Source organism: Bacillus sp. PPSBB_2, from assembly GCF_045291115.1.
GTDB classification, from domain to species: domain Bacteria; phylum Bacillota; class Bacilli; order Bacillales; family Bacillaceae_G; genus Bacillus_A; species Bacillus_A cereus.
The window spans coordinates 289,014-302,311 of record NZ_CP147983.1 but is presented as its reverse complement, the minus strand read 5'-3'; the positions used below and the strand labels follow the sequence as shown (position 1 = coordinate 302,311).

Here is a 13,298-nt window from a genome sequence, read left to right as displayed (position 1 = left end):
AAAATTAAAAAATATGAGCTACACTGTTATCTAGTTTTCAAAGAACATACATTTATATATGAGAGATAGTTCTCTCAAAACTGAACAAAACGAAACACGGAAACTTATATTGATGAACAGCGTTCATCAATTCTCCATAGAAAGGAGGTGATCCAGCCGCACCTTCCGATACGGCTACCTTGTTACGACTTCACCCCAATCATCTGTCCCACCTTAGGCGGCTGGCTCCAAAAAGGTTACCCCACCGACTTCGGGTGTTACAAACTCTCGTGGTGTGACGGGCGGTGTGTACAAGGCCCGGGAACGTATTCACCGCGGCATGCTGATCCGCGATTACTAGCGATTCCAGCTTCATGTAGGCGAGTTGCAGCCTACAATCCGAACTGAGAACGGTTTTATGAGATTAGCTCCACCTCGCGGTCTTGCAGCTCTTTGTACCGTCCATTGTAGCACGTGTGTAGCCCAGGTCATAAGGGGCATGATGATTTGACGTCATCCCCACCTTCCTCCGGTTTGTCACCGGCAGTCACCTTAGAGTGCCCAACTTAATGATGGCAACTAAGATCAAGGGTTGCGCTCGTTGCGGGACTTAACCCAACATCTCACGACACGAGCTGACGACAACCATGCACCACCTGTCACTCTGCTCCCGAAGGAGAAGCCCTATCTCTAGGGTTTTCAGAGGATGTCAAGACCTGGTAAGGTTCTTCGCGTTGCTTCGAATTAAACCACATGCTCCACCGCTTGTGCGGGCCCCCGTCAATTCCTTTGAGTTTCAGCCTTGCGGCCGTACTCCCCAGGCGGAGTGCTTAATGCGTTAACTTCAGCACTAAAGGGCGGAAACCCTCTAACACTTAGCACTCATCGTTTACGGCGTGGACTACCAGGGTATCTAATCCTGTTTGCTCCCCACGCTTTCGCGCCTCAGTGTCAGTTACAGACCAGAAAGTCGCCTTCGCCACTGGTGTTCCTCCATATCTCTACGCATTTCACCGCTACACATGGAATTCCACTTTCCTCTTCTGCACTCAAGTCTCCCAGTTTCCAATGACCCTCCACGGTTGAGCCGTGGGCTTTCACATCAGACTTAAGAAACCACCTGCGCGCGCTTTACGCCCAATAATTCCGGATAACGCTTGCCACCTACGTATTACCGCGGCTGCTGGCACGTAGTTAGCCGTGGCTTTCTGGTTAGGTACCGTCAAGGTGCCAGCTTATTCAACTAGCACTTGTTCTTCCCTAACAACAGAGTTTTACGACCCGAAAGCCTTCATCACTCACGCGGCGTTGCTCCGTCAGACTTTCGTCCATTGCGGAAGATTCCCTACTGCTGCCTCCCGTAGGAGTCTGGGCCGTGTCTCAGTCCCAGTGTGGCCGATCACCCTCTCAGGTCGGCTACGCATCGTTGCCTTGGTGAGCCGTTACCTCACCAACTAGCTAATGCGACGCGGGTCCATCCATAAGTGACAGCCGAAGCCGCCTTTCAATTTCGAACCATGCGGTTCAAAATGTTATCCGGTATTAGCCCCGGTTTCCCGGAGTTATCCCAGTCTTATGGGCAGGTTACCCACGTGTTACTCACCCGTCCGCCGCTAACTTCATAAGAGCAAGCTCTTAATCCATTCGCTCGACTTGCATGTATTAGGCACGCCGCCAGCGTTCATCCTGAGCCAGGATCAAACTCTCCAATAAAGTTAGTTTGTCTAGCATCTAAAATAAAAATTGACGTTTCACGTTGTTTGTTTCGTTCAGTTTTCAAAGAACTACTTGGTCGTTCATTTGCGACTTCCTTATGTTAACACTTTCGTTAATTGATGTCAACTAAGTTTTTTATTTCGTTTGTCGCTTTCGACGTTATTGTCCTCGGCGACTTGTCCTATATTACACCCCCGTAGATCAACCGTCAATACCTTTTATCTTTTTTATTTTATAAATCATAAAAGCTTTGCCCTCTCTTAATTTCTAACACAGCCTTAGAACTTCTTAAACTTATGTATTCAAACTAACAATCTGCAGCCTACACTCTCTAACTTAATACTAATACTTTTCTAAAGAATGAATGTGAGACCAAGTAAATATATATTAAGGATAGTATTTTTTCTTTTAGTACGTCCTCCCTCCTGCTCATCTCTAGGGAGATTATAAATAAAACACTTCTCTTCTTTACCTTTAAAATCTAATATACTTAGGAGGCGTTATGAAATGCATGTTAATAAAAAGATAATTTATGTATCCCATGATGCCCATTTCCACGGAGCACAGCTACTTTCTTTACATACTATTAAGGCTCTTAAAGAAAACTTTGATTACTCTGTTGCAATTATTTCTATTGGATCAGGTATTTTAATTCCAGATTTTCAAAAGTACGGTCCTGTTTATTGTCTCGAGCAAGGTTATCAAACAGAAGAAAAGGTCGAATTATTAATAAAGGATTTATTATCACAGGATTTTACCCTCGCCATATGTAGCACTGTCATAAGTGGCGATATCGTCGCATTACTAGCTAGACACAATATAAAAGTTGTTTCATTAATACATGAATTACCGCATTTAATACAACAGTACTCTGCTGAAGGGAAAGCTAAAAACATCGCTGAATTTGCTTACAAAGTTGTCTTCCCTTCACAATACGTATATGAAAAATTTCGTACAATCACTGAATTGGATCCTCAAAAATGTCACATTCTCCCTCAAGGTTTGTTTAACCACAATCCTTATAAAAACAATATCGCAAAAGCTAGAAATGAGTTACGTAAGAAGCTTAACCTGCCTCTAGATAGCAAAATTATCTTAGGTGTAGGCTTCGCAGATTATCGAAAAGGAATAGATTTATTCTCACTTATCTCTTACTCAGTACGAAAGACTCACAAGGATATTCATTTCATTTGGGTAGGGAGAACGGACGTTCAATTCCTGAATACACTGCCCCCTAAATATAAAGCACATTTCACATTAGTCGATCCTACTCCCGATATCGGATTATATAACGCCGGGGCTGACTTATACTTATTAACTTCAAGGGAAGATCCTTTTCCAAATGTTGTTTTAGAAGCATTAGATGCAAAACTTCCTGTTATAGGGTTTAAAAATGCTGGAGGTTTTGAAGATGTTGTTACAGAAAAAACTGGTGCCTTAGTAGATTTTTTAAATTTACCCAAAATGCTAGAAAAAATATATGAATTTATTCATGATGAGGGATTACGATTACAAAAGGGAAGCTTTGGCCAAGAACTTATCGAAAAAAACTTCAATTTTCTTAATTACATTTATCAATTACTAGATCTTCTCGAACATAATTACAAAAAGATAAGTGTAATCATACCGAACTATAATTATGAAAAATACTTACCTGCTCGAATCGAATCAATATTAAACCAAACCTACCCTCTTTACGAACTAATTTTCTTAGACGATGCCTCCACTGATCATAGCGTATCAACTTTTAAAAAGCTGCTCTCAAAAGAAAATAAGACCCACCTGAAGGTTCAACAGGTTATTAATGATAAAAACTCTGGTTCTGTATTTAAACAATGGATAAAAGGAGTCTCTGCAGCAACTGGTGATTATATTTGGATCGCAGAGGCCGATGACTTATGCGATAAGACATTTTTACAAGAGGTGATACAGGGGTTTTATATAAATAACAATATTACCTTAAGTTACACACAATCAAAACAAATTGATGAACAAGGAAATGTATTGGCTAATCATTATTTAAATTACACAAATGATATCGATAAAGAAAAATGGAAAGGCCCCTATTTTCGAAAAGGCGTCGAAGAAATACAAGATACGTTACTTATCAAAAACACTATACCTAATGTTTCAAGTGTAGTTTTTAAAAATATAGATATGAAGAAAACAGAAAAACAGTTAGAGAAGTTCAAAATAGCTGGTGATTGGTTTTTCTATGTTTCTCTTCTTACAGAGGGAGATATTTACTTCAATCCAGCCCCCTTAAACTATCATAGACGACATTTAAATAGCGTAACAAGAACAGAAGATTCATACTCCCATTACAATGAAGTTGTGCAAATGCAAAATTTCATTAAAGAAAGATTTACTATCGACGACATTTCTAAAATGAAAATGTATACATATAGAAAGCATCTTAAAGCATACTTAAAAATTTAAACTTGTGCTTTCTATGCCATCAATATCTCTTGTAAGTTGCTACTATTACTTAAGGGAGGAATACTCTTTGAAAGACTTTATAGAGGAACATAAAGATTTAATTTCTCAAATCGCACACAGCTATAATGTAAATGCAAGTATCCATCCTGAGGATCATATCTTTCAGTTCATTGTCACTAATCCCGTCTTCCCATCAAAAAAAGAAGCGATAGATTACTACTTTAAAGATGGGCAAAACTCAGCACAAATACTCTTAAACTTAATTACTTCCCTTTATCCTCCTACAGGCAATCCAATTAAATTGTTAGAATTTGCATCCGGATACGGCTGCGTAACACGTCATTTATTAAATCTACAAGCGAATTTGAGTATAACCGCTTGCGATATACACGAAGAGGCTATTTCCTTTATTGAAAACAAATTAAATAGTGCTTCTATATTATCTCATCCTGAGCCTGAACAGTTAAAATTGGACTCCTCTACGTACGATATCGTTTTTTGTCTATCCTTTTTCTCTCATATGCCTGATACAACTTGGTTTCGTTGGCTGCAAACATTGTATAACGCTGTTTCACCTGGTGGTTTATTCATTTTCACAACCCATGGCTATCAAAGCAAAAAATACTTCGGGTTTCCAAATTTAAATGAAAAGGGCTATTGGTTTCTCTCTTCTAGTGAACAATTCGATTTAGATGTGAATCAATACGGACAAACGATAGTTAGTCCCTCTTACGTGTGTGACAAAATTAAATTATTACCCCATAACCCAATTATCAAAAAGTATACTGAAGGATTTTGGTGGGAACATCAAGACCTTTGGGTTATAGAAAAAGAAGTAAAATAATAACCCACGCTCTGCTTATACAAGTAGAGTGTGGGTTATTGTTTTTTACTATATAAGAACTCTTCAATCCATAGCTTATTTAATCTAATCCCATGTTTAAAATCTATTTTAGGTTCCCAATTCAATTCTTGTTTTATCTTATCAATATTTAAAATGATTTTTTGAACGTTCTCTTGTTTTTGTTTGTAACAGATAAAATCCACTTTTCTTTCTGTTATTTTCTCTAATTCCACTATAATTCGTTTTAAAGAAAGACCTTTGCCACTCCCTATGTTGTATACGCAAGATTTCAATTGATTTAATTGTGCTAGTTGTATAGTAATTTCAACTAAATCATCGATATAAATATAATCTCTAATAATCTCCTCTGGATTCCCATATATATGAATCCTTTCATTACTGAGATGCTGGTACAAAAAACAATTTATCGCCCCAACTTTTTTTAAGGGGTTTTGGTATTTTCCATACGGATTAGAATATCTACATACAACATAATCTATTCCATATTTTCTCTTATAAAAATACAAATAATTCTCCAGCGAAACTTTTGTTATTCCATACGGGGAAAGTGGTCTTAATGGATGTTTCTCATCAATAGGCAAATATTCAGGTTCACCATAAACTGTGCCTCCCGAAGAAGCTAATATAATTTTTTTAATACGAAAATCTTTAACACTTTCCATGAAATTAAGAAAAAATAGACTGCTATTAATATCACCGAAAACATCTTCAATTGAAGTTGCTACGTTAGACGCCGCAGCTAAATAAATAATAATATCTATATTCACTAAAGCCTTATATATATCCTCAACATTTTTTAAATCACCTTTAATAAATTCAACTTCACTTACAATATTTTGAGGAAAATTATTTATATGTCTGGAAAATACTTTTACATTTTGCCCCTGTTTCAATAAACCCAATGCGAGGTTGATACCAATGAAACTATTTCCACCTACTATTAAATAATTATTCTTCCTCATAATATCATCTCTCTAGTAGTAAATTTTTCCCGTCTTCAAGCCTAAAAATATACACAAATAAACTGGATCATTTCGATTATTCATCTTCTTATCATTGTATGTTTGTTATAAATTTTCATTATCTTTATTTTCTATTTTCATTTCAGAATAGCTTCCTTATTCAGGTTGACTGCAAAAACACTCATAATATTTACTCATCCCCATGAATATATTTAATAAACAATCCTCACTTGTTTAACCCATAAAAAAACTTCTAAATACACAAGGTTTTCAAAAAAGGAGTGCGAAACTCATGAAAAATATAAATCAAGAACTTTTAAATCATGTAATTCTACATAAAGATCGAATTCCACATTACCATAAAGACTTTCCGATTATACTATTTTGGAGTCATAGAAGCGGATGCACCGCGTTAGCTAATTGGTTCTTTTTTCAAATCGGATTATTTACTGAAGCAAAGAAATACAATGACTTTATTCATTACTATGAGTTCTGGGTGTATAAGAACAATACAAATTACATACCAGAGTTACAAAATGGTCTTCTAGAGGGTAAAAAGGATGTTTGTAAACTTGTGCGAAATCCCTATACAAGGGCTGTCAGCTCATTTCTATTACTTGCTGACAACCCATATGCTAGCCCTCAATGGGAAAGTATCCGTCATTATTTTTACAATGACAAATATAGTAATCAAGGAATATCATTTAAACAATTTTTATATTACGTTCAGGCATTCAGCTCCAATTCTCTAGCGTTAGATATACATTTTAGTCAACAATACGTCCCTGGTGAAGAAAACTTCATCCAATGTTATATTCCTTTAGAAGATTTTAATACACAAATCACCAAACTAGAACACACGTACGATTTGATAAAATCCCCTTTAGCACTTCTTACAAATTCAGATCATCATCGCGCACATAAGATGATTTATGCAGGGAGCTATGCAGAACTTAGCATTACAGATACAGACTTCCCACGATTTCCAACATACGAAAGCTTTTATGATAAAGAAACTATGGATTTAGTTACAGAAATATACGCACAGGATTTTGAAATGTACCCATACACGAAAGGGATATTTTAAGTCTATACATTTTCCCATGAATAAAAGCTGATGCATCGCATAGCATAAAGTGAAACTTTAATTCGATTGGGGGTTCTCTTCAACTGATTATTCCCTTCTCCTAATCGCAATTTTAAGAGATACCTAACTTTCCCCCATTCCCCCTTTGATTTCGCTGATTGTTGACGTGTATCATACTTTCCATAAATAGATTGCATTTAACATAGGAGGGATGTCGTGTGGAAATCAATTTGAAACACAATAATGGGTACTGCGTTATTTGCGAAAAGAAAGCTACATTTATAGAGCATAATGATTGGCTTAGAGATCATTATTTATGTTCTACATGTAACTCTATACCAAGGCAGCGAGCTTTAATCCATGCTTTGCATACATTTTTTCCAAAATGGGATTCCTATAGTATCCACGAATCCTCTCCTGGCGGGATTACAACTCAGCTACTATTAAAAAACTGTAAAAACTATACTTATTCTCAATACTTTAGAAATTATCCTCTTGGCCAATACTTTCAAGGTATTAGATGTGAGAACTTAGAAGACATGACTTTTGAAGATGAATCTTTTGATTTATTCATTACTCAAGACGTTTTTGAGCATGTAATGACGCCAAACAAAGCCTTTAAAGAAATAGAACGAGTATTAAAACCTGGCGGTGCTCATGTATTTACTGTCCCTTGGTATCATACACTCACAAAAACTGTGCAAAGAGCAAGAATGAATCAAGAGGTGATCGAATATATTGAAGAGCCCATTTATCATGGAAACCCTATTGATGAAAATGGATCTTTAGTAACGTTCGATTGGGGGCAGGATATGATTGAATATATTTATACACACGCAAACATGTATACCATTGTTTATTTACAAAAGGATAGATCACTAGGATTAGATGCTGAATTTTTACATGTTTTTATTAGTAAAAAGCAAGAAAATAAAGTTTAATCACTATATAATTCGGAGGTTTAACAAATGAATAACTTTAAGTTAGGAAGTGATTTTGATTACCTTGTTAATTCACTATCTGATGTCGAACTTCTAAATTTATTTATACAAAGTTGTTCGCAAACAACGGTAAATGGGATTCCCGTACCTAGGTTTCCTCCTGAAGAAATTCAAAAACAATTTGTAGGTGCTTCCTATGAACATGCTCTTTACGAAGCATATTTGTTTTATAGACATATAAAAGAATACGCCCAAAATTTAGGGGTTCCCTTGAATAAAGAAAGTAAAGTTTTAGACTTCGGCTGCGGATGGGGAAGAATTATACGCTTCTTATTTAAAGATGCCTCTGATCAAAATTTACTTGGCATTGATGTCGATCCTGCGATGATCACACTTTGTAATGAAACACTAGGAAGAGGGATATATAAAACAGCAAGTCCACATCCCCCTGTAGAATTTATTAGTGACAATTCATTAGATATCATATTCGCTTATTCTGTATTCTCACATTTATCCGAAGCAACTGCTGAAAATTGGGTAAAAGAATTTTCAAGAGTTCTTCGCCCTGGTGGAATCTTCATCGCAACAACACAAGCGCGCTATTTTCTTGATTTTTGTCAACAATTCCAAGAACATCCTGAATTAATTCAAACAGGATGGCATAAAACTTTATCTCAAGCTTTTCCAGATATACATCGCGCCATCTCGGATTATGAAAACGGCAAATTTGTTCACAGTCCTACTGGTGCAGGGGATGTTAGAAATAGTAGTTTTTACGGAGAAACTGTTATACCTAGGACTTATATTGAAAATCATTATGAGAAATATTTAAAGCTACAAGACTTTTTTGATGATGTAAATCGATTACCACAGGCCCTCTTTGTCCTTCAAAAAATTTAATTCCTTTCATTCAACGTAATAAATTTCATGACGAAAAGCACTTTCTATTTCAGCTATATATCAAATTACCTAATACTCTCTTATTAAGTAAGCTTAAAAAAATCCAATACATACCATAAAAAACAGTAAACAGATAACATATCTCTTGTTTTAAAATTACTTCACCAAATCAAGAATAACTTCCCAACACTTGAACTACGAAAAACATGAGGGGGATATAACTTGAAAATAATAGCTTTTTACTTACCACAATTCCATCAAATTAAAGAAAATGATCGATGGTGGGGGAAAGGATTTACTGAATGGACAAATACTAAAAGTGCACGACCTTTATTTTCAGGACATTATCAACCTAGGGAACCTTATCAAGATTTTTATTACGACTTAACTACCCCCTCCGTAAGAAAGTGGCAAGCGGAAATCGCTAAAGCATACGGTATATATGGTTTTTGTTATTATCATTACTGGTTTAAGGGAAAAAGACTATTAGAAACACCCTTTAATGAGGTACTAAAGATGAAGGAACCTGACTTCCCTTTTTGTCTTTCTTGGGCAAATGAACCATGGACAAAATCTTGGGATGGTCTCGATAAACATATATTAATGCCTCAAGACTACGGAGATATATCTGATTGGAATGAACACTTTGATTATTTATTACAGGCTTTCCAGGATGAGAGATATATTTATATAGATGATAAACCTCTATTCATTATTTATCGTCCAGGACATATTCCTGATTGTGAAAAAATGCTTAATTACTGGAATGCATTAGCGCGAGAAAATGGTTTAAAAGGTATATACTTTGCTGAAACATTAAACAGTTTTCCACTACCTAATATAAATGGATTCGATGCTAGCATTCAGTTTGAACCTTTCTATACAATTGCCCATGATAGCTCTTCAGACATAAATAAGGTAATATATGATTCTGATATGCAATTAAATGTTTGGGACTACGATAAAGTATGGATGTATATATTACAACGATCGCTCCCAAAGAAAAAAACATTTCCCGGGGCTTTTGTTGATTGGGATAATACTGCACGACGTAAAAACGCAAATAGCAGCATCTTTGTAGGTTCTACCCCTGAAAAGTTCACCATATATTTAAGCAAGCAAATTCATCGTACTTACTCTTTTTATAACAGCGAGTTTTTATTTATTAACGCATGGAACGAGTGGGCGGAAGGAACTTACTTAGAGCCAGATAAAAAATATGGATTTTCTTATTTAGAAGGGGTTAAAAATGCAATTGATAGAGGTATGAAAGCATACAAAAAAGACGAGTCATTCTGACTCGTCTTAAGCTTGCTTGGCGACGTCCTACTCTCACAGGGACAAGGTCCCAACTACCATCGGCGCTAGAGAGCTTAACTTCCGTGTTCGGTATGGGAACGGGTGTGACCTCTCTGCCATCATCACCAAACTATGAAGGCATATTCCTTCAAAACTAGATAACGTTTGCTACATATTATATGGTTAAGTCCTCGATCTATTAGTATTCGTCAGCTCCACATGTCACCATGCTTCCACCTCGAACCTATCAACCTGATCATCTTTCAGGGATCTTACTAGCTTACGCTATGGGAAATCTCATCTTGAGGGGGGCTTCATGCTTAGATGCTTTCAGCACTTATCCCTTCCGCACATAGCTACCCAGCTATGCCCTTGGCAGAACAACTGGTACACCAGCGGTGCGTCCATCCCGGTCCTCTCGTACTAAGGACAGCTCCTCTCAAATTTCCTACGCCCACGACGGATAGGGACCGAACTGTCTCACGACGTTCTGAACCCAGCTCGCGTACCGCTTTAATGGGCGAACAGCCCAACCCTTGGGACCGACTACAGCCCCAGGATGCGATGAGCCGACATCGAGGTGCCAAACCTCCCCGTCGATGTGGACTCTTGGGGGAGATAAGCCTGTTATCCCCGGGGTAGCTTTTATCCGTTGAGCGATGGCCCTTCCATGCGGAACCACCGGATCACTAAGCCCGACTTTCGTCCCTGCTCGACTTGTAGGTCTCGCAGTCAAGCTCCCTTATGCCTTTGCACTCTACGAATGATTTCCAACCATTCTGAGGGAACCTTTGGGCGCCTCCGTTACACTTTAGGAGGCGACCGCCCCAGTCAAACTGCCCACCTGACACTGTCTCCCGGGTCGATAAGACCCGTAGGTTAGAATTTCAATACAGTCAGGGCGGTATCCCACCAGCGCCTCCACCGAAGCTAGCGCTCCGGTTTCAATGGCTCCCGCCTATCCTGTACAAACTGTACCAAAATTCAATATCAGGCTACAGTAAAGCTCCACGGGGTCTTTCCGTCCTGTCGCGGGTAACCTGCATCTTCACAGGTACTATAATTTCACCGAGTCTCTGGTTGAGACAGTGCCCAAATCGTTACACCTTTCGTGCGGGTCGGAACTTACCCGACAAGGAATTTCGCTACCTTAGGACCGTTATAGTTACGGCCGCCGTTTACTGGGGCTTCAGTTCAGAGCTTCGCTTACGCTAACCCCTCTCCTTAACCTTCCAGCACCGGGCAGGTGTCACCCCCTATACTTCGCCTTACGGCTTCGCAGAGAGCTGTGTTTTTGCTAAACAGTCGCTTGGGCCTATTCACTGCGGCTTTCCGTTAAGAAAGCACCCCTTCTCCCGAAGTTACGGGGTCATTTTGCCGAGTTCCTTAACCAGAGTTCTCTCGCACACCTTAGGATTCTCTCCTCGCCTACCTGTGTCGGTTTGCGGTACAGGCACCTTTTATCTCGCTAGAAGCTTTTCTTGGCAGCGGGGAATCAAAGACTTCGCTCCATAAGGAGCTTCCCCATCACAGCTCAGCCTTCACGATAAGCGGATTTGCCTACTTATCAGCCTAACTGCTTGGACGTGCACAACCAATCGCACGCTTCTTCTATCCTTCTGCGTCCCTCCATTGCTCAAACGATAAAGAGGTGGTACAGGAATATCAACCTGTTGTCCATCGCCTACGCCTGTCGGCCTCGGCTTAGGTCCTGACTAACCCTGAGCGGACGAGCCTTCCTCAGGAAACCTTAGGCATTCGGTGGACGGGATTCTCACCCGTCTTTCGCTACTCATACCGGCATTCTCACTTCTAAGCACTCCACCAGTCCTTCCGGTCTGACTTCACTGTCCTTAGAACGCTCCCCTACCACTGATACCATTGGTATCAATCCGCAGCTTCGGTGGTGTATTTAGCCCCGGTACATTTTCGGCGCAGAGTCACTCGACTAGTGAGCTATTACGCACTCTTTAAATGGTGGCTGCTTCTAAGCCAACATCCTAGTTGTCTAAGCAACTCCACATCCTTTTCCACTTAATACACACTTTGGGACCTTAGCTGGCGGTCTGGGCTGTTTCCCTTTTGACTACGGATCTTATCACTCGCAGTCTGACTCCTAAGGATAAGTCATTGGCATTCGGAGTTTGACTGAATTCGGTAATCCGATGAGGACCCCTAGTCCAATCAGTGCTCTACCTCCAAGACTCTTACACTTAAGGCTAGCCCTAAAGCTATTTCGGGGAGAACCAGCTATCTCCAGGTTCGATTGGAATTTCTCCGCTACCCACACCTCATCCCCGCACTTTTCAACGTGCGTGGGTTCGGGCCTCCATTCAGTGTTACCTGAACTTCACCCTGGACATGGGTAGATCACCTGGTTTCGGGTCTACGACCACGTACTAAACGCCCTATTCAGACTCGCTTTCGCTGCGGCTCCGCCTCTTCAGCTTAACCTCGCACGGGATCGTAACTCGCCGGTTCATTCTACAAAAGGCACGCCATCACCCGTTAACGGGCTCTGACTATTTGTAGGCACACGGTTTCAGGATCTCTTTCACTCCCCTTCCGGGGTGCTTTTCACCTTTCCCTCACGGTACTGGTTCACTATCGATCACTAGGGAGTATTTAGCCTTGGGAGATGGTCCTCCCAGATTCCGACGGAATTTCACGTGTTCCGCCGTACTCAGGATACATTCAAGAGAGAACGAAGTTTCGACTACGGGGTTGTTACCCTCTACGACGGACCTTTCCAGGTCGCTTCGTCTACCTCGTTCCTTTGTAACTCCGTATAGAATGTCCTACAACCCCAAGAGGCAAGCCTCTTGGTTTGGGCTATGTTCCGTTTCGCTCGCCGCTACTCAGGAAATCGCATTTGCTTTCTCTTCCTCCAGGTACTTAGATGTTTCAGTTCCCTGGGTCTGTCTTCCTTACCCTATGTATTCAGATAAGGATACCATACCATTACGTATGGTGGGTTTCCCCATTCGGAAATCTTCGGATCAAAGCTTACTTACAGCTCCCCGAAGCATATCGGCGTTAGTCCCGTCCTTCATCGACTCCTAGTGTCAAGGCATCCACCGTGCGCCCTTTCTAACTTAACCAAACTAAAA

The 13,298-nt window shown here is 39.6% G+C and carries 7 protein-coding genes and 3 rRNA genes; 6 read left to right on the top strand and 4 right to left on the bottom strand.

The features are described 5' to 3' along the window. Positions 1-140: 140 nt before the first annotated feature. Positions 141-1,692 (bottom strand): 16S ribosomal RNA (locus V6946_RS01580). 510 nt (positions 1,693-2,202) lie between these two features. Between V6946_RS01580 and V6946_RS01575 the strand changes: the two genes are divergently transcribed. Together V6946_RS01575 and V6946_RS01570 are read left to right on the top strand one after the other, a co-directional pair. Beyond that, positions 2,203-4,134 carry a glycosyltransferase gene (locus V6946_RS01575; RefSeq protein WP_086388122.1) on the top strand — a complete coding sequence of 644 codons (1,932 nt, stop codon included), beginning with the start codon at positions 2,203-2,205 and terminating at the stop codon, positions 4,132-4,134. Positions 4,135-4,201: 67 nt separating this feature from the next. Continuing rightward, entirely contained in the window at positions 4,202-4,978 is a 777-nt protein-coding gene (locus tag V6946_RS01570; RefSeq protein WP_086388123.1) for a class I SAM-dependent methyltransferase, read from the top strand. 35 nt (positions 4,979-5,013) lie between these two features. Here the strand turns inward: V6946_RS01570 and V6946_RS01565 are convergent, their stop codons facing one another. Continuing rightward, complete coding sequence (locus tag V6946_RS01565; RefSeq protein ID WP_366982373.1) at positions 5,014-5,961, bottom strand: NAD-dependent epimerase/dehydratase family protein; 948 nt, start codon at positions 5,959-5,961, stop codon at positions 5,014-5,016. 292 nt (positions 5,962-6,253) lie between these two features. Between V6946_RS01565 and V6946_RS01560 the strand changes: the two genes are divergently transcribed. The 4 genes from V6946_RS01560 to V6946_RS01545 all read left to right on the top strand — a co-directional run bounded on the left by V6946_RS01560 (position 6,254) and on the right by V6946_RS01545 (position 10,188). Next, complete coding sequence (locus tag V6946_RS01560; protein ID WP_000790047.1) at positions 6,254-7,048, top strand: sulfotransferase family 2 domain-containing protein; 795 nt, start codon at positions 6,254-6,256, stop codon at positions 7,046-7,048. 218 nt (positions 7,049-7,266) lie between these two features. Further along, positions 7,267-7,989, top strand: a complete 723-nt coding sequence (locus V6946_RS01555) for a class I SAM-dependent methyltransferase (protein ID WP_000405122.1) — start codon at positions 7,267-7,269, stop codon at positions 7,987-7,989. 27 nt (positions 7,990-8,016) lie between these two features. Then, complete coding sequence (locus V6946_RS01550; RefSeq protein ID WP_025710433.1) at positions 8,017-8,889, top strand: class I SAM-dependent methyltransferase; 873 nt, start codon at positions 8,017-8,019, stop codon at positions 8,887-8,889. 222 nt (positions 8,890-9,111) lie between these two features. Continuing rightward, on the top strand, positions 9,112-10,188 hold the full coding sequence (locus V6946_RS01545; RefSeq protein WP_086388124.1) for a glycoside hydrolase family 99-like domain-containing protein: 1,077 nt from the start codon (positions 9,112-9,114) through the stop codon (positions 10,186-10,188). 14 nt (positions 10,189-10,202) lie between these two features. On the opposite strand, the gene rrf is transcribed toward V6946_RS01545, so the two are convergent. Both rrf and V6946_RS01535 read right to left on the bottom strand, forming a co-directional pair. Continuing rightward, a 5S ribosomal RNA gene (gene rrf, locus V6946_RS01540) occupies positions 10,203-10,318 on the bottom strand. Positions 10,319-10,367: 49 nt separating this feature from the next. Then, positions 10,368-13,289 (bottom strand): 23S ribosomal RNA (locus tag V6946_RS01535). Between the last annotated feature and the right edge of the window lie 9 nt (positions 13,290-13,298).

What these genes read in the sequence shown, in the direction of transcription:
- V6946_RS01575 (WP_086388122.1), top strand. Translation starts at nt 2,203, where the DNA reads ATGCATGTTAATAAAAAGATAATTTATGTATCCCATGATGCCCATTTC.
- V6946_RS01560 (WP_000790047.1), top strand. Translation starts at nt 6,254, where the DNA reads ATGAAAAATATAAATCAAGAACTTTTAAATCATGTAATTCTACATAAA.
- V6946_RS01565 (WP_366982373.1), bottom strand. Translation starts at nt 5,961, where the DNA reads ATGAGGAAGAATAATTATTTAATAGTAGGTGGAAATAGTTTCATTGGT.
- V6946_RS01550 (WP_025710433.1), top strand. Translation starts at nt 8,017, where the DNA reads ATGAATAACTTTAAGTTAGGAAGTGATTTTGATTACCTTGTTAATTCA.